We start from the raw sequence: 15,807 nt of genomic DNA, 5'->3' as shown, positions 1-15,807 counted from the left end.
CGATGCGAATCGGAGAGGAGCGGCTTGTCCTGATAGCGTTACGCGCACTCGACGACGTCACCGCCGCGGTCGCCGCGGGCGCCGTGCTCGCGCCGACCGCGCAGCTGCGCCTCCTGCTGGCCGTTCTCCACGATGCCGTACCCGGCGACGGCCGACGTGCTCCGTTCGATGCGGTTTGGCGGATCGCGACGCGCCGCGGCCCCGCCGATCGCCGCGCCGCCGCCTTGCGATCACTGCGGGCGGAGATCGTCGCGCTGCTCGCGGTCGCAGCGCCCGAACAGGCGGTGTCCGTCGCGATCCGTAGCAACGACGACGAGGAGCGTCAGCAAAAGGCCTGGGAACGGCGCGGCAAACACTGCCCGATCCAGCGCCCGATGTTCGACCGCTGGCCGACTGGCGAACGGTAGATGGTGGGCGCTGACGGGTTCGAACCGCCGACCTACTCGGTGTAAACGAGCCGCTCTACCAGCTGAGCTAAGCGCCCCCATGGGGTGGGATGCCGATGCCAAACCCGCGCGCGGCGCGCAAGCCCGGCGATGACCTCGCATCGATCATCCGAGATCCTCGTTGCGCCGCGCCGCGATCATATAGCTGCGCATCGCCTCCGCCGCCGGGCGCGACAGCCCCATGAAGGCACGGCGGCGATCCAAGGGATCGGGATGGCGGACGAACAGGCCGTTCTGCGTCATCTTGGCGATCCAGCGCAGGGCGGTGGTCGGCGCGACGGCCGCGGCGATACAAAGGCTGGAGACGCTGACCTGCTGCTCTTCCAGTTCGGCAGCGTAAAGATCGAGCAGCATGTCCCAGGCCGGGTCCTCGAACAGGCCCTCCCCGAACATCTCGAAATGTTTGTCGCGCAACCGGCGCAGCTGGATCGCGCGGCGTACCTCCTGCGCCGTCACCGGCTCCTGCGTGACCGCGATCGGTCCCGGATCATAGCCGCTGCGGCGATCGGCGACATCGCCGCTCGCCTCTTCGGATCGCGCAAGCCGCGCCAGGATGTCGGCGATACGGGCGACTTCGCCATTCAGTCGCTGCAGCCGCGCAGAAGCACTTTCCCGCCAGCTGTCGTTGAGCCGGATGGGGACGCCAATCTGTGTCGCGATGGCGATCGCAACGGCCCGGTCGATCGCGGTCGGCTCGCAGAGGAGCGTGACATGGGGGCCACAAAGGGCCGCGGCGACCTGATCGAGTTGCGGCGCCGCAAAGCTGATCACGATCGGCACACCCAACGCGCGCGCGAAACCATCGAGCCGCGCCAAGCCCTGGTCGAGCGTATCCGGCAAGATGCCCTCGGCTTCGGCGACAATCACGACACGACCGATACGATCGTCCAGGCCATCAGATAGTTGGGACCAATCCAGCCGCCGCAACACCCGGTAGCGGAGATCCGCGATCACGCGTTCGGCATCATCGCCACCATCCACGGCCGCGACCAGCACCACCGGCTGGCCTTCCATCGCATAGCCTGTGCCGGCCCCGATCGTCATCATGCTCCCCATCGGCGCACGATAGAGCATGGGCAGACCGGCCGATGCCGTATTGCCTCCGTTCCGCACCGTGCCTGCGCCGACAATCCCGTCGACGCGAACGGTTATATCCGTTTTGGATGCGTTCCTGCTAGTCCAGGGACTTGACGATCTCCTCGACCATCTTCTTGGCGTCGGCGAGCAGCATCATCGTGTTGTCGCGATAGAAGACGTCGTTATCGACGCCGGCATAGCCAACACCACCCATCGACCGCTTGATGAAGAGGACGGTCTTCGCCTTTTCGACATCAAGTACGGGCATGCCATAGATCGGTGAGCTCTTGTCGGTCTTGGCCGCGGGATTGGTCACGTCGTTCGCGCCGATGACGAAGGCGACGTCGGTCTGGGCGAATTCGCCGTTGATGTCCTCCAGCTCGAACACCTCGTCATAGGGCACGTTGGCCTCTGCGAGCAGCACGTTCATATGACCCGGCATGCGTCCGGCGACGGGATGGATCGCATATTTGACGCGCACGCCGTGTGCCTTCAGCTTGTCGGCCATTTCCCGCAGGACATGCTGTGCCTGCGCCACCGCCATGCCGTAGCCTGGGACGATGATCACCTGTTCCGCCTGGCTCATCAGAAAGGCGGCATCCTCGGCCGAGCCGCGCTTCCACGGCCGATCGACCTGCGCGGCACCGCCGCCCGCGCTCGCCTCGGCGCCGAAGCCGCCGGCGATAACGCTGAGGAAGCTGCGGTTCATCGCGCGGCACATGATGTAGCTGAGGATCGCGCCCGACGATCCGACCAGCGCGCCGGTGATGATCATCGCGCTGTTGTGCAACGTGAAGCCCATGGCCGCCGCCGCCCAGCCCGAATAGCTGTTGAGCATCGATACGACGACCGGCATGTCCGCGCCGCCGATCGGGATGATTATCAGGAAACCGATCGCGAAGGACAGGATGGCGATCGTCCAGAACACCCGGGGGCTCTGATCCTGGGTGAAATAGGCGACGAGCAACAGGATGGCGGCGATGACGCCGAGGTTGAGCACATGGCGACCGGGCAGCAGGATCGGCTTGCCGCCCATGTTGCCGTTGAGCTTGAGGAAGGCGATGACCGATCCGGAGAAGGTGATCGCGCCGATCGCGACGCCCAGCCCCATCTCGATCCGGCTGACCGGGTGGATCACGGCGAACGGCTTGCCGAGCAGCGGGACGACCAGATCGGCGATGCCGAATGCCGCCGGGTTGAGATAGGCGGCGGCGGCGACCAGCACCGCGGCGAGGCCGACGAGGCTGTGGAAGGCGGCGACGAGCTGCGGCATCGCGGTCATCGCGATGCGGCGCGCGGTGGCGATGCCGATGATCGCGCCGATGCCGACTGCGGCGAGGATTTCGAGCGCGGTGATCCAGTCGAGTTGCGGCAACGGATGGGTGACAGCCAGCACGCGGCCTGTCGGATCGGCAAGCGCCGCCTGCGTGATGGTGATCGGCACATGCGTGACCAATGTGGTCACGACGGCAATTGCCATGCCGATCATGCCGAGGCGATTGCCGCGCTGGCTCGAGGTCGGCAACGACAGCCCGCGCAGCGCGAGGATGAAGCACACGCCGGCGATCAGATAAGCCAGTGCCGCGAACGAACTGCCGGCAGTCGTCTGTTCCATCCTATCCCCCTTGTCGTCATCCCGGCGAAGGCCGGGATCCACCGCGCCACCAGCGCAAGTGGATGAGTGGACCCCGGCCGTCGCCGGGGTGACGTTCTATTTGTTGGCCGCCGCCGGCCGGTCCTTCTTCTTGTACATCGCCAGCATGCGCTGGGTGACGGCAAAGCCGCCGAAGATGTTGATGCTGGCCAGAACGACGCCCAGCAGCCCCAGCCATTTCGACGCCGTGCTGCCCGCCGCCGCTCCGGCGATCAGCGCGCCGACGATGATCACCGACGAGATCGCGTTGGTCACCGCCATCAGCGGCGTGTGCAGCGCCGGCGTCACCGACCAGACGACATAATAGCCGACGAAACAGGCCAGGACGAAGATCGACAGGATCGCGATGAAGTCCACGTCAGTCCTCCAAAAGTCTCAAAGGTCGCACAAGGCGCCGGGCCGCCTGGTCTGCGTTATCGGCCGTCCCTAGCGCTCGGGCGCCTCGTCGGCATCTGATACGCCACGCGACAGATGCGATGGGAACCCACCGCCCCCGGAACCGTCCGCTCCGGAGCAGAGACCGGACATCCGCGCCGCGTTCCGCCGGTGTCATCGCACCCGCTCTTCTGACGCATCGACGACGGTCATCCCGCAACCAACCTTGGATTGACCACCCCGCCGTCCTTCGTCAGCCTGATCGCCTCACCGATCTCCTCGTCGAGGACGGGGCGCCCGGCCTGTTTGTCCCAGAAGGTCGACAGGAAATTATAGAGATTGCGCGCGAACAGCGCCGACGCATCGGCGGCCAGCCGCGACGGCACGTTGCGGTGGCCGACGATCCGAACGCCATGGCGCTCCACCACCTCGCCGGCGACGGCTCCTTCGACGTTGCCGCCCTGTTCGACGGCAAGGTCGACGACGACGCTACCCGGGCGCATCGTCTGCAGCTGCGCATCGCTGATCAGCCGTGGCGCCGGACGGCCGGGGATCAGCGCGGTCGTGATGACGATGTCCTGCTTGGCGAGATGGCTCGACACCAAATCGGCCTGCGCCGCCTGATATTCCGGGCTCATCTCGCCCGCATAGCCGCCGCTGCCCTCGCCCTCGATACCGGCGACGCCTTCGACAAAGATCGGCTTGGCGCCGAGGCTGAGGATCTGTTCGCGCGTCGCCGAACGGACGTCGGTCGCCGACACCTGGGCGCCCAGCCGCCGGGCGGTGGCGATCGCCTGCAGCCCGGCGACACCGACGCCCATCACGAACACCTTGGCCGCACTGACCGTGCCGGCCGCCGTCATCATCATCGGAAAGGCGCGGCCATATTCCGCCGCCGCGTCGAGCACCGCCTTGTAGCCGCTGAGGTTCGATTGGGACGACAGGATGTCCATCGACTGGGCGCGGGTGATGCGCGGCATCAACTCCATCGCCAGCCCCTCGACCCCGGCCGCCGCATAGGCATCGACCCGCGCCCGTTCGCCAAACGGATTGAGCCCCGCGACCAGCCAGGCACCCGGCGCGATCCCGCCGAGGCTGGCAGGATCCGGCCCCTGCACAGCAAGAACGATGTCCGCTCCAAGAAGCGTCGCGGCGCGGTCGCCGACCGCCGCCCCCGCCTCGGCATAGGCGGCGTCGGCAAAGGACGCGGCAACGCCGGCTCCCGCCTCGACGGCGACCGTCGCGCCCAGCGCGATGAACTTGCGGACGGTTTCGGGGGTCGCGGCGACCCGCCGCTCGCCATCGGCCTGTTCCCGCACGACGGCGATCTTCATCGTCGCGCGCCTTACGCGATCAGCCAGATCACCAGCGCCGCGACGATCGCGCAGCCGACGGCGCCCCATTTCAGCATGCCGATCACGCTGGCATAGGTCGCCTCGTGCGGCTGCATGTTCCCGTTGCCGGCCATCCTCGTCATCCCTGTCTGGCCGCCGATGCCAGCGGCTGTTTCTTGAAACCTGCCCGCAAATCTCCATCCGCGTCAAGGCAGCGGCGCTTAAGCCTGCCTTTACCGTGGCTTGTGTACATCCTGCCCCGAATCGGGACGGGATAGACAATGACGCGCAATGGACAGCGGTTGCTTTTGCTGATCGACGACGAGCCGGCACAGCGTCGGCTGGTCGCCGCCCTCGCCGCCCGAGCCGGCTGGCGCTCGATCTTCGCCAATGACGGCGAAATGGCGCTGGCGCAGCTGGGCACGCAGGACGGCATGCAGCTCGACGCGATCCTGCTCGATCATCGCGCGCCGGATGCCGACACCGCCCGACTGATCGCCGATCTGCGTGGCCAGCGGCCGGCGCTGCCGATCCTGATGCTGACCGCCAACGGCTCGGTTGCGCATGCGGTCGCGGCGATGCGCGCCGGTGCCACCGATTTCCTGGTCAAGCCGCTGGCGCCGGAGCGTTTGCTCGCCGCGCTCGAAGCGGCGGTCGCCGGCACCGCGGCGGGCGAGCTGCGGCCGCTAACCGAGAAGATTCCGGCACTGCTCGCCTTCGACGAGATCGTCGGCTCCGCACCCGAATTCCGCGCCGCGCTGGCGATCGCGGCCAAGGCGGCCCGCGCCCGTGTGCCGGTACTGGTCGAGGGGGAGAGCGGGGTCGGCAAGGAGGTTGTCGCCGACGCGATCCATGCCGCCAGCCCGCGCGCGAAAAAGCCGATCGTCACGGTCAATTGCGGTGCAATCCCGGCGAACCTGGTTGAATCGGAGCTGTTCGGCCACGAGAAGGGCGCCTTCACCGGCGCCTTCGAACGCAAGATCGGCAAGTTCGTCGACGCCGATGGCGGCACCCTGCTGCTCGACGAGATTGGCGAGATGCCGCTCGACGCCCAGGTCAAGCTGCTGCGCGTATTGCAGTCGGGCGAGGTGCAGCCGATCGGCGCCCGTCATGCCCGCCAAGTCGACGTCCGCGTCATCGCCGCGACCAACAAGAAGCTGATCGAGGAGGTCGAGGCAGGCCGGTTCCGCGAGGACCTTTACTACCGCCTCAACGTGGTACAGGTGACGATACCGCCGCTGCGTGAGCGATCGGGCGACATTCCCTCGCTCGCCCGCCATCTGCTCGCGCGGATCGCCCAGCAACCGGGCTTGCGCCCACTCGGCATCACCGACGAAGCCCTAGCCTTGCTCGTCGGCTACGACTGGCCGGGCAACGTCCGCCAGTTGCAGAACGCGCTGTTCCGCGCCGCCGTGCTGTGCGAAGGCGACGCGCTGACCCGCAGTGACTTTCCGCAGATCGCGGCACTCGGCCAACGGCGAAACCTTCATACCGCCCCCGCTTCGGGTGCAGGCGTCACCCTGTTCCGCCCCGACGGCAATTTGCGGCCGCTGGAAGACATCGAGGCGGACGTCATCCGGCTCGCCATCGGCCATTACCGTGGCCGCATGACCGAGGTGGCACGGCGGCTGGGGATCGGCCGGTCGACGCTGTATCGCAAGCTCGGCGAGCTCGGCATCGACAACGCGGCCTGAGCCGTCCGGCCTACCACAGGACACCGTTGACCGGCTGCAACGGCGCCGGCGCCTCGTCGCCGATCGATTGCAGCAGGTCGATCTCGATCGTCCGGCACATCGCCGACAGCGGCAGGTCGTGCACCGTATTGGCGAAGGGATCGACCAGATCGTCGCCGATCGCCAGCACGGCAAGGAACATCAGCCCCGCGACGGTCGAGCCGAGCGGCGTCGCGAAGCCCAGGGTCTCGACCAACCCGATCGGCAGCAGGATGCAGAACAGCTGCACGAACAGCGTCGGGAAGAAGCGATATTGGTTGGGCAGCGGCGTGTTCTTGAGCCGCTCCATGCCGCCCTGCGCATTGGCGATGTTGACCAGCACCGATTCCATCTGCGTCTGCTGGATCGTATCGATCCAGCCCGCACGGCGCGCGTCGTCGATGCGCCGGCCGGTGCCGTCGAGCAGGCCGTTGGCGATGTTGGTGCGCGCCAGCGACGGCGTCGCCTCGCCGTGCGACAGGAAGCGCAGCACCTCGTCATCGACCGGCTGGCGGCGCAACTGGCAGCGCAGGGCGTTCACATAGGCGATCTGGCGCAGCACGATCGTCCGGCGCAGGTCGTGCGCCTCGTCGGCCGGCAGGAAGTTGCGCGCCTCGCGGCTGAGATTGCGCGAGGCGTTGATCATCAGCCCCCACAGCGAGCGCCCCTCCCACCAGCGTTCGTAGGCCGAGTTGCTGCGAAAGCCGAGAAACAGGGCGAGCACCGAGCCGAACAGCGTCAGCGGCAGCGACGGTGCCCGGAACGGCAGCACGTAATAGGTGACGGTGACCGCCACGTCCCAAACGAACAGGACGGTGAGCGGGCGCCAGACTTCACTGACGATCTGGCGGAGGCGGGGGGTAGCACTGACGATCATGGGTCCTCTTTGCCGGTCCGATTAGCCGCCCAACGTCTCCGATGCTCGATTGCTGCGTTGCGAAATGTTTCCGATCCGGTCGTGTTCCGCTCAGCCGCCGGCGAGCGCGCGGTCGCGCAGGCCGCGCCAGACCTTGAGCGCCTGCACCGTTTCGGCGACGTCGTGGACGCGGATCAGCTGCACGCCGGCATCCGCACCCTTGATCGCCAGTGCCAGGCTGCCACCGAGCCGCCGTTCGACCGGCGCCTCATTGTCGAGCGCGCCGATCATCCGCTTGCGGCTCGCCCCCAGCATGATCGCGCAGCCCAGCCCGTGGAACAGGCTGAGATTGTTGATCAGCGCAAGATTGTCGGCGAGCGACTTGCCGAAACCGATGCCGGGATCGACCAGGATGCGCGAGCGCGGCACGCCCGCGGCCTCGACCGCGGCGATTCGCGCCGCCAGCCAGTCGAACACCTCGGTCGCGACGTTGCGATAGGTCGGGCGGCCGTGGCCGCCATCCTTGGGATCGGGCGAATGCATCAGGATCACCGGACAGCCGGCGCCGACCACCACGTCGAGCGCGCGATCGTCCCAAAGCAGCGCGGAGACGTCGTTGACGATGCCGGCCCCGACGGCGAGCGCCGCCGCCATCACCCCCGCCTTGCGCGTGTCGATCGACACCGGCGTGCCGCTCGCCGCCAGCCGTTCGGCGACGGGCACGACCCGGCCGATCTCGTCACCCTCCCAGACCTGCGCCGCCCCCGGCCGGGTCGATTCGCCGCCGAGGTCGATCAGCGCCGCCCCCGCCGCCGCCATGTCGACCCCCGCCGCCGCCGCCGCGGCCGGATCGCCGGCATGGGCGCCGCCGTCGGAGAAGCTGTCGGGCGTGACGTTGAGGATGCCGGCGACCAGCGGCTGGTCGAGGCGCAAGGTGCGCGCGCCGAGCACCAGCGGCGCACGCGGCGCGACGACCCGCGCGTGGATCGCCGCCGCCGCCTCGCCCAGCGCGGCGATCTCCGCGACCGGGACGATGCGGCGACCGGCGGACTCGATCACCTCATAGGCGGCGAACCACTGCATCCCGCCCGCCAGCCGCGCGACCGACCCGTCGGGCAGGCCGATCGGCGTGTCGACGAACTGGACCGGGCGCAGGTGCATCGGACTCTCCATCCCCCTCGGTGCGGGCGGGCCGATCCCGCCCGCCCAGGCTCAACGCGTCACGGCTGGGTCGCGAGCAGATAGGTCTGGCGCAGCGTGTCGATCGGCTGCAGCGTGCCGTCGGTCTCGTGGTGCCAGAAGGTCCAGCCGTTGCAGGCCGGCGCACCTTGCAGGCTGGCGCCGAGCTTGTGGATCGAGCCGCTGGCGCCGCACACGCTCGCCAGGCTGCCGTCGGCGCGGACCATCGCCTGAAAGCGGCGCTTGGCGTCGGTCAGCATCGCGCCGGGGGCGAGATAGCCGTTCTCGACCAGCACGCCGAACGCCACCTTGGGCTGGGCGCGCGGGCTCTGCATCGTCGCCAGCGCCGATTCGTCGAGCGGCAGCGCCGCCGCGATCCGCTCCGCCGCCGCGTCGATATAGGACAGTTCGCGCTCGATGCCGATCCAGCGGCGGCCGAGCCGCTTGGCGACCGCGCCGGTGGTGCCGGTGCCGAAGAACGGGTCGAGCACGACATCGCCCGGCTTGGTGCAGGCGAGCATGACGCGATAGAGCAGCGCCTCGGGCTTCTGCGTCGGGTGGACCTTGTGACCGCCCTTCTTCAGCCGCTCCTGCCCGCCGCAGATCGGGAATTCCCAGTCGGAGCGCATCTGCAGCTCGTCGTTCAGGGTCTTCATGCTGCGGTAGTTGAAGGTGTATTTCGCCTTCTCGCCCTTCGACGCCCAGATCAGCGTCTCGTGCGCATTGGTGAAGCGCGTGCCGCGGAAGTTCGGCATCGGATTGGCCTTGCGCCAGACGATGTCGTTGAGAATCCAATAGCCCAGGTCCTGCACCGCGGTGCCGACCCGGAAGATGTTGTGATAGCTGCCGATCACCCAGATCGTGCCGTCGTCCTTGAGGATCCGGTGCGCCTCCGCCAGCCAGGCACGGGTGAAGGCGTCATAGGCGGCGAAGGTGTCGAACTTGTCCCAATCGTCGGTGACCGCATCGACATGGCTGCCGTCGGGGCGGAACAGCTCGCCGCCGAGCTGCAGATTGTAGGGCGGGTCGGCGAAGACCATGTCGACCGACTTGTCGGGCAGCGCCTTCATCGCGGCGATGCAATCGCCCATGACGATCTGATCGAGGGGGAGTTCGACCTCCACCTGCGATCGCGCCGCGACGCGCGGCTGCCGGACCTTCTCGATTACCCCCATCTACGCCCCCTTCTCGAAGCTCCAGAAGCGCGAATCCGGCGACTCCCGTCAAGTGATCATTGGTTAACGATATTTCCTGCGATGCCGTTAACGGCCTGCCACAAAGCCTCTTGCGTCCCAGATTTTGCGCCGCCGCGCCGATCCGATGCCCCATCGGATGGGGTGTGGCGCAAAAGACTCAGCGCACCAGCGATGCGGTTGCGCGGCGCAACTTCGCACCCCTCACGCCGCATCGCGCGGCGCAAACAGGTCCGCGGCGCGGGCGACCGGCGCGAAACTGTGACGGTGGAGCGGCGACGGGCCGTGTTCGCGCAGCGCGGCGAGATGCTTGGGGCAGCCATAGCCCTTGTTGCTGTGCCAATGATAATGCGGGTGGGCGGCGGCATGGTCGCACATGATCGAATCGCGCAGCGTCTTGGCGACGATCGAGGCGGCGGCGATCGAGGCGGACAGCGCGTCGCCGCCGACCAGCGCCGTCGCCGCATAGCGCCAGCGCGGCAGGCGGTTGCCGTCGACCAGCACATGGCCGGGCTCGCAGCCGAGCGCCTCGACCGCCAGCGTCATCGCCTTCATCGTCGCCCAATAGATGTTGAGCCGGTCGATCTCGTCCGCCTCGACGATGCCGACGCCGACGCCTGCACGCTGGCGGATCAGCCCGGCGAGCCGCTCACGCTCCGCTGGCGCCAGCTTCTTCGAATCGTCGAGCCCGCGGGGCACGCCGCGCGCCGGCAGGATCACCGCGGCCGCGACCACCGGTCCGGCGAGCGGCCCGCGCCCGGCCTCGTCGACCCCCGCCACCGGCGGCAGGCAGAGTTTCTCGTGCTTCAGGCCCGGCATTCGGCTCCCCACAGGGCAAAGGGCGTGACGCCCAGCGCATGTCCCATCGGCCCGTGCCCTGCCCCAAGGCCGGGCGCGGCGGCAAGCGCCGCCTGCGTATACGCGATGGCCCGCCCGACCGCGTCGGCGAGTGCCAGGCCGGCGGCCAGCCCGGCGGCGATGCCGCTGGCCAGCGTGCAGCCGGTGCCGTGGCTGTGCCGCGTCTCACGGCGTGGGTGCGTCCAGACCGTCTCGCCGCCGCCGGCGTCGACCAATCGGTCCTCGACGATCGCGCCGTCGCCGTGGCCGCCCTTCACCAGCAACGCCGGGCCGAGTGCGCGGACCGCCGCCTCGCCACCCAGCGCGGCGAGTTCGGGCAGATTGGGCGTGACGACCGCCGCCATCCGCATCAGCCGGGTGAAGGCCGCGATCGTTGCGGCATCGGCGAGCACCGAGCCGGATGTGGCGATCATCACCGGGTCGAAGACGATCGGCACGTCGATCCGCTCGAGCCGGCCGGCGACGGCATGGGCCGTCTCGGCGCTGCCGATCATGCCGATCTTGACCGCATCGGTGCCGAGGTCGGCCAGCACGCTGTCGATCTGCGCGACCACCATGTCGGGCGGGACGGCTTGCACGGCCTGCACCCCCAGGGTGTTCTGCGCGGTGATCGCGGTGATCGCGGTGGTGGCGTGGCCGCCGAGCATCGTGACGGTCTTGATGTCGGCCTGGATGCCGGCGCCGCCGCCCGAGTCGGAGCCGGCGATGATGAGGACGCGGGGGATCATGCCGCGAAAGGTCCCAAAGGTCGCACCTCTACGCGCTCCGCCCCGGACGCGGAAAGTCGCAAAGGTCGCACTCGTGCGGGGTGGGTGAGCAAATCCTCCCCGCTCGCGGGGAGGTGGCAGCGCGCTAGCGCTGACGGAGGGGGGCCGCCGCGCCACGCACCGCTTGCGGAAAGCCCCCTCCACCAGCTTCGCTGGTCCCCAGCATCGGGTTGAACATGCCCCGCATGTTCAAGGATCGTCCGGGGGACGATCCGACCCGATACTCCGTGCCGGGGAGGATTGGCGGCTCGACGAGGCGGCAAGGTCTGGACGGAACGATCGGGCATGGCGGCAAGGGTGGCAGAAAGCGGGCGTGTAGGACAGCGTTACGTCGCAGCCCGGGTTCGTCATCCCGGCGAAAGCCGGGACCCATGGTGGCGGGACGGCGGTGTGAGGCGCGCCACCAGCCACAGCGTCTCCATGGGTCCCGGCTTTCGCCGGGATGACGCTTGGGCAAAGGCGTCGCCGGCAGCCGCGGGGCTTGGCTCACCCCGCGAACCGCCGCTCCGTGCTCGCCGGATGGGTCTTCAGCGTCTTGCCCGTCCGCGTCGGCCGATCGAGCAGTTCGCCGCCGCAATTGGGGCAGAGCTCATCCATCGCATCGGCGCATTCGGTGCAGAAGGTGCATTCCATCGAACAGATGAACGCGCCGGGCGCCGCCGCCGGCAGGTCGGTGCCGCAGCGTTCGCAGTCGGGCCGCATCTCCAGCATCAGGCGGCCACCTTGCACACCGCGTCGCAGATGCGGTCGACCACCGCCTCGACCTGACGCGCGTCGTCGCCCTCGGCCATGACGCGGATCACCGGTTCGGTGCCGGATGGCCGGATGACGAGGCGGCCGGTGCCGGCGAGTTCCGCCTCCGCCGCCGCGATCACCGCCTTGACGTCGTCATGCTCCAACGGCTTGCCGCCGGCGAACCGCACGTTCTTGAGCAATTGCGGCAGCGGCGCGAAGCGGTGCAGCACCTCGCTGGCCGGCGCGCCGGCGCGCTTGATCTCGGCCAGTACCTGCAACGCGGCGACCAAACCGTCACCGGTGGTGGCATAGTCGGACAGGATGATGTGGCCCGATTGCTCGCCGCCGACATTGTAGCCGCTGCTCCGCATCTTCTCGAGCACGTAGCGGTCGCCGACCGCGGTGCGGACCAGCCCCAGGCCCTGGGCTTTCAGATGCCGCTCGAGGCCAAGGTTCGACATCACCGTCGCGACCAGGCCGCCGCCGGCGAGGCGGCCCGCCCGTGCCCAGCCGGCGGCGATCGTCGCCATCAGCTGGTCGCCGTCGACCACCCGGCCCTTTTCGTCGACGACGATCAGTCGATCGGCATCGCCGTCCAGTGCGATGCCGATGTCGGCGCCGCTCGCGACGACGGTTTCGGACAGCGTCTGCGGCGCGGTCGAGCCGACGCCATCGTTGATGTTGGTGCCGTTGGGCGTCACGCCGATCGCGACGATGTCCGCGCCCAATTCCCACAGCGTCGTCGGCGCGACCTTGTAGGCGGCGCCATTGGCGCAATCGATGACGATGCGCAGGCCGTCGAGCCTGAGATCGCGCGGGAAGGTCGATTTGGCGAAATGGATATAACGGCCCTGCGCGTCGTCGATGCGCCGCGCGCGGCCGATCTGCGCCGATGGCGCAAGCGGGACGTCGTCGCCGTCGATCAGCCCCTCGATGGTCGTCTCGGCCTCGTCGGACAATTTGTAGCCGTCCGGCCCGAACAATTTGATGCCATTGTCGGCGAAGGGATTGTGGCTGGCGGAGATCATCACGCCGATGTCGGCGCGCATCGACTGGGTCAGCAGCGCCACCGCCGGGGTCGGCAACGGGCCGACCATCACCACGTCCATGCCGACGCTGGTGAAGCCGGCGACCAGCGCCGATTCGAGCATATAGCCCGACAGGCGCGTGTCCTTGCCGATCAGCACGCGATGCTTGTGGTCGCCACGCTGGAAATAGGCGCCCGCCGCCATGCCGACCTTCATCGCCATCGCCGCGGTCATCGCACCGGCGTTGGTCGCACCGCGAATGCCGTCGGTGCCGAAATATTTCCTTGCCATGCGCAGCCTTCCCGTTCGCTATGCGGCGTTTACGCCGCTCCGTCTGCGCGAAGGACAAAGATGTCGCAAGCCACCCGTATCCTTCTGGCACTGCTCGCGGGCATTCTGATCGGCATCGCCGCGGTCGCCGTCGATCGCGACGCGGCGCTGAGCGCGACCAAGGTGACGCAGCCGCTCGGCGCGGCATGGCTGCACGCGCTGCAGATGGTGATCGTGCCGCTGATCGTCGGGCTGCTCGTCACCGGCATCGCCGCCACCGCGCAGGCCGCCCGCGCCGGGCGGATCGCGGGGCGCAGCGTCGCGCTGTTCGTCGTCGTGCTGTGGTCGACGACGCTGATGGCGGCGGTGATCGAGCCGCTGATCCTCGACGCCTGGCCATTGCCCGACGCCTGGTCGGCAGCGCTGCGGGCGGCGCTGACCGGCGCGGCGGCACCCGGCAAGGTGCCGGGGCTGGCCGATTTCTTCGACACGATCGTGCCGACCAACGTCGTCGCGGCGGCGGCGGCCGATGCCTTCCTGCCGCTCACCGTCTTCGCCCTCGCCTTCGCCTTCGCGATCACCCGGCTGGAACCGGAACCGCGCGCGCTGCTCGTGTCCTTCTTCCGCGCGATCACCGACGCCATGCTGGTGATCATCGGCTGGGTGCTGCGGCTCGCCCCGATCGGCGTGTTCGCGCTCGCCTATGGCGTCGGCGCGCGCACCGGCGCTGCGGCATTCGGGGCGCTGATCCATTACATCGTCTGCGTCTCGGCGATCGGATTCCTCGTCCTGCTCGCCGGCTATCCGCTTGCCCGGCTCGGCGGCGGCGTGCCGTTCGGGCGGTTCGCACGCGCCGCCGCGCCGGCACAGGCGGTGGCGGTCAGCACCCAATCCTCGCTCGCCTCGCTGCCGGCGATGCTGAAGGGCAGCGGCGAGATCGGCGTCGCCCCAGCCACCGCGGGCATCGTGCTGCCGATCGCGGTGGCGATCTTCCGCGCGACCAGCCCGGCGATGAACCTGGCGGTGGCGCTGTACGTCGCCCGCTGGCTCGACGTGCCGATCGGCCCCGGCCAGCTCGCCGCCGGCATCGCCACCGCGGCGATCACGACGATGGGCTCGGTCTCGCTGCCCGGCACGATCAGCTATTTCGCCAGCGTCGCGCCCGTCGCCTTCGCGATGGGCGTGCCGATCGAGGCGCTGGGGCTGCTCGTCGCAGTGGAGACCGTACCCGACCTGTTTCGCACCGTCGGCAACGTCACCATGGATATCGCCGTGACCAGCTGCGTTGCGCGCCGGGACAAGGAGATATCCCATGAAACAACGGACGCTGGGTGACGGATTGACGGTGTCGGCGCTGGGCCTCGGCTGTATGCCGATGGCCGGGATCGGCGCCGGCATGTACGGCCAGGCCGACGATGCCGAGAGTATCGCGACGATCCACCGCGCCATCGACCTCGGCGTGACCTTCTTCGACACGGCCGAGGTCTATGGCCCGTACCGCAACGAGGAACTGCTCGGCCGGGCGATCGCGGGCAAACGCGACGAGCTGGTGATCGCGACCAAGTTCGGCTTCCGGATCGGCGCCAACGGCATGGAGGGGACCGATTCGTCGCCGGCGAACGTGCGGCGCGCCTGCGAGGGCTCGCTCAAGCGGCTGGGCATCGAGACGATCGACCTGTTCTACCAGCATCGCGTCGACCCGAATGTGCCGATCGAGGAGACGGTCGGCGCGATGGCCGAGCTGGTGAAGGAGGGCAAGGTCCGCCACCTCGGCCTGTCGGAGGCGGGGGCGGAGACGCTGCGCCGCGCCGCCAAGGTCCATCCGATCGCCGCGCTGCAATCGGAATATTCGTTGTGGGAGCGGACGGTGGAGGACGAGATCCTGCCGCTGGCGCGCGAGCTCGGCATCGGCTTCGTGCCGTACAGCCCGCTCGGCCGTGGCTTCCTGACCGGGCAGATCACCAGCCGCGACGACCTGCCGGAGGGCGACTATCGCCGCAACGATCCGCGCTATTCGGAAGAGAATTTCGCCACCAACATGAAGATGGTCGAGGTGGTCAAGGCGATCGCGGCGGACCATGGCGTCAGCGGCGCACAGGTGGCGCTGGCGTGGCTGCTGGCACAGGGCGACGACATCGTGCCGATCCCCGGATCGAAGCGCCGCGCGACGCTGGAGGACAGTATGGCGGCGGCCGAGGTCACGCTATCGGCGGAGGATCTTCGCCGATTGGACGAGGCGGCGCCGCGCGGCGGCACCGCGGGCCCGCGCTACGGTGAGCGCGCCATGGCGATGGTGCGGTTGTGAGATGAGGCGAGCCCCTCC

General features: G+C 68.8%; 16 protein-coding genes and 1 tRNA gene. 4 read left to right on the top strand and 13 right to left on the bottom strand.

Features of this window, described 5'->3' with window-relative positions; all coding sequences use genetic code 11:
* The first annotated feature begins 2 nt into the window (after positions 1-2).
* The gene (locus D9601_RS12220) at positions 3-407 is read left to right on the top strand and encodes a hypothetical protein (protein WP_198354261.1); all 405 of its coding nucleotides are present in this window, start codon (positions 3-5) and stop codon (positions 405-407) included.
* Position 408: 1 nt separating this feature from the next.
* On the opposite strand, the gene D9601_RS12215 is transcribed toward D9601_RS12220, so the two are convergent.
* The 6 genes from D9601_RS12215 to D9601_RS12190 all read right to left on the bottom strand — a co-directional run bounded on the left by D9601_RS12215 (position 409) and on the right by D9601_RS12190 (position 5,020).
* Positions 409-484: transfer RNA gene (locus D9601_RS12215), tRNA-Val, on the bottom strand.
* A 67-nt stretch (positions 485-551) separates the two neighbouring features.
* Entirely contained in the window at positions 552-1,502 is a 951-nt protein-coding gene (locus tag D9601_RS12210; protein ID WP_198354260.1) for a hypothetical protein, read from the bottom strand.
* 118 nt (positions 1,503-1,620) lie between these two features.
* On the bottom strand, positions 1,621-3,138 hold the full coding sequence (locus tag D9601_RS12205; protein ID WP_198354259.1) for an NAD(P)(+) transhydrogenase (Re/Si-specific) subunit beta: 1,518 nt from the start codon (positions 3,136-3,138) through the stop codon (positions 1,621-1,623).
* Between the two features lie 96 nt (positions 3,139-3,234).
* On the bottom strand, positions 3,235-3,534 hold the full coding sequence (locus tag D9601_RS12200; RefSeq protein WP_198354258.1) for an NAD(P) transhydrogenase subunit alpha: 300 nt from the start codon (positions 3,532-3,534) through the stop codon (positions 3,235-3,237).
* Between the two features lie 227 nt (positions 3,535-3,761).
* The gene (locus D9601_RS12195; RefSeq protein ID WP_198354257.1) at positions 3,762-4,886 is read right to left on the bottom strand and encodes an NAD(P) transhydrogenase subunit alpha; all 1,125 of its coding nucleotides are present in this window, start codon (positions 4,884-4,886) and stop codon (positions 3,762-3,764) included.
* An 11-nt stretch (positions 4,887-4,897) separates the two neighbouring features.
* Positions 4,898-5,020: an aa3-type cytochrome c oxidase subunit IV gene (locus D9601_RS12190; protein ID WP_232474072.1), complete on the bottom strand. Its 123-nt coding sequence runs from the start codon at positions 5,018-5,020 to the stop codon at positions 4,898-4,900.
* Positions 5,021-5,167: 147 nt separating this feature from the next.
* On the opposite strand from D9601_RS12190, the gene D9601_RS12185 reads away from it, so the two are divergent.
* Positions 5,168-6,580: a sigma-54-dependent transcriptional regulator gene (locus D9601_RS12185; RefSeq protein WP_198354256.1), complete on the top strand. Its 1,413-nt coding sequence runs from the start codon at positions 5,168-5,170 to the stop codon at positions 6,578-6,580.
* Positions 6,581-6,590: 10 nt separating this feature from the next.
* Here the strand turns inward: D9601_RS12185 and D9601_RS12180 are convergent, their stop codons facing one another.
* From D9601_RS12180 to glmM, 7 genes are all read right to left on the bottom strand, one after another.
* Positions 6,591-7,475 (bottom strand): bestrophin family protein, encoded by an 885-nt coding sequence (locus D9601_RS12180; protein WP_198354255.1) that lies wholly within the window; start codon positions 7,473-7,475, stop codon positions 6,591-6,593.
* 90 nt (positions 7,476-7,565) lie between these two features.
* Positions 7,566-8,615: a dihydropteroate synthase gene (gene folP / locus D9601_RS12175; protein WP_198354254.1), complete on the bottom strand. Its 1,050-nt coding sequence runs from the start codon at positions 8,613-8,615 to the stop codon at positions 7,566-7,568.
* 59 nt (positions 8,616-8,674) lie between these two features.
* Positions 8,675-9,808 carry a site-specific DNA-methyltransferase gene (locus D9601_RS12170; RefSeq protein ID WP_198354253.1) on the bottom strand — a complete coding sequence of 378 codons (1,134 nt, stop codon included), beginning with the start codon at positions 9,806-9,808 and terminating at the stop codon, positions 8,675-8,677.
* Positions 9,809-10,030: 222 nt separating this feature from the next.
* On the bottom strand, positions 10,031-10,645 hold the full coding sequence (locus D9601_RS12165; protein ID WP_198354252.1) for a ribonuclease HII: 615 nt from the start codon (positions 10,643-10,645) through the stop codon (positions 10,031-10,033).
* Positions 10,633-11,412 (bottom strand): bifunctional hydroxymethylpyrimidine kinase/phosphomethylpyrimidine kinase, encoded by a 780-nt coding sequence (gene thiD / locus D9601_RS12160; protein ID WP_198354251.1) that lies wholly within the window; start codon positions 11,410-11,412, stop codon positions 10,633-10,635. The genes D9601_RS12165 and thiD overlap by 13 nt, the downstream gene beginning before the upstream one ends.
* Positions 11,413-11,937: 525 nt before the next feature.
* Positions 11,938-12,162: a DUF1272 domain-containing protein gene (locus D9601_RS12155; protein WP_198354250.1), complete on the bottom strand. Its 225-nt coding sequence runs from the start codon at positions 12,160-12,162 to the stop codon at positions 11,938-11,940.
* Positions 12,162-13,505, bottom strand: a complete 1,344-nt coding sequence (gene glmM / locus D9601_RS12150) for a phosphoglucosamine mutase (RefSeq protein WP_198354249.1) — start codon at positions 13,503-13,505, stop codon at positions 12,162-12,164. The genes D9601_RS12155 and glmM overlap by 1 nt, the downstream gene beginning before the upstream one ends.
* Positions 13,506-13,565: 60 nt before the next feature.
* Here glmM and D9601_RS12145 point away from each other — a divergent pair, with 60 nt between their 5' ends.
* Positions 13,566-14,819, top strand: a complete 1,254-nt coding sequence (locus tag D9601_RS12145; RefSeq protein WP_198354248.1) for a dicarboxylate/amino acid:cation symporter — start codon at positions 13,566-13,568, stop codon at positions 14,817-14,819.
* Positions 14,797-15,789 carry an aldo/keto reductase gene (locus D9601_RS12140; RefSeq protein ID WP_198354247.1) on the top strand — a complete coding sequence of 331 codons (993 nt, stop codon included), beginning with the start codon at positions 14,797-14,799 and terminating at the stop codon, positions 15,787-15,789. Before D9601_RS12145 ends, D9601_RS12140 begins: the two co-directional genes overlap by 23 nt.
* The last annotated feature ends 18 nt before the right edge of the window (positions 15,790-15,807 follow it).

This window comes from Sphingomonas sp. MA1305, from assembly GCF_016107325.1.
Taxonomy (GTDB): Bacteria; Pseudomonadota; Alphaproteobacteria; order Sphingomonadales; family Sphingomonadaceae; genus Sphingomonas.
Note: the sequence above shows the minus strand (reverse complement) of the source record. Positions and strands in the feature narration are given on the sequence as shown.

What these genes read in the sequence shown, in the direction of transcription:
- D9601_RS12220 (WP_198354261.1), top strand. Translation starts at nt 3, where the DNA reads ATGCGAATCGGAGAGGAGCGGCTTGTCCTGATAGCGTTACGCGCACTC.
- D9601_RS12210 (WP_198354260.1), bottom strand. Translation starts at nt 1,502, where the DNA reads ATGGGGAGCATGATGACGATCGGGGCCGGCACAGGCTATGCGATGGAA.
- D9601_RS12205 (WP_198354259.1), bottom strand. Translation starts at nt 3,138, where the DNA reads ATGGAACAGACGACTGCCGGCAGTTCGTTCGCGGCACTGGCTTATCTG.
- D9601_RS12195 (WP_198354257.1), bottom strand. Translation starts at nt 4,886, where the DNA reads ATGAAGATCGCCGTCGTGCGGGAACAGGCCGATGGCGAGCGGCGGGTC.
- D9601_RS12190 (WP_232474072.1), bottom strand. Translation starts at nt 5,020, where the DNA reads ATGGCCGGCAACGGGAACATGCAGCCGCACGAGGCGACCTATGCCAGC.
- D9601_RS12185 (WP_198354256.1), top strand. Translation starts at nt 5,168, where the DNA reads ATGACGCGCAATGGACAGCGGTTGCTTTTGCTGATCGACGACGAGCCG.
- D9601_RS12180 (WP_198354255.1), bottom strand. Translation starts at nt 7,475, where the DNA reads ATGATCGTCAGTGCTACCCCCCGCCTCCGCCAGATCGTCAGTGAAGTC.
- folP (WP_198354254.1), bottom strand. Translation starts at nt 8,615, where the DNA reads ATGCACCTGCGCCCGGTCCAGTTCGTCGACACGCCGATCGGCCTGCCC.
- D9601_RS12170 (WP_198354253.1), bottom strand. Translation starts at nt 9,808, where the DNA reads ATGGGGGTAATCGAGAAGGTCCGGCAGCCGCGCGTCGCGGCGCGATCG.
- D9601_RS12165 (WP_198354252.1), bottom strand. Translation starts at nt 10,645, where the DNA reads ATGCCGGGCCTGAAGCACGAGAAACTCTGCCTGCCGCCGGTGGCGGGG.
- thiD (WP_198354251.1), bottom strand. Translation starts at nt 11,412, where the DNA reads ATGATCCCCCGCGTCCTCATCATCGCCGGCTCCGACTCGGGCGGCGGC.
- D9601_RS12155 (WP_198354250.1), bottom strand. Translation starts at nt 12,162, where the DNA reads ATGCTGGAGATGCGGCCCGACTGCGAACGCTGCGGCACCGACCTGCCG.
- glmM (WP_198354249.1), bottom strand. Translation starts at nt 13,505, where the DNA reads ATGGCAAGGAAATATTTCGGCACCGACGGCATTCGCGGTGCGACCAAC.
- D9601_RS12145 (WP_198354248.1), top strand. Translation starts at nt 13,566, where the DNA reads ATGTCGCAAGCCACCCGTATCCTTCTGGCACTGCTCGCGGGCATTCTG.
- D9601_RS12140 (WP_198354247.1), top strand. Translation starts at nt 14,797, where the DNA reads ATGAAACAACGGACGCTGGGTGACGGATTGACGGTGTCGGCGCTGGGC.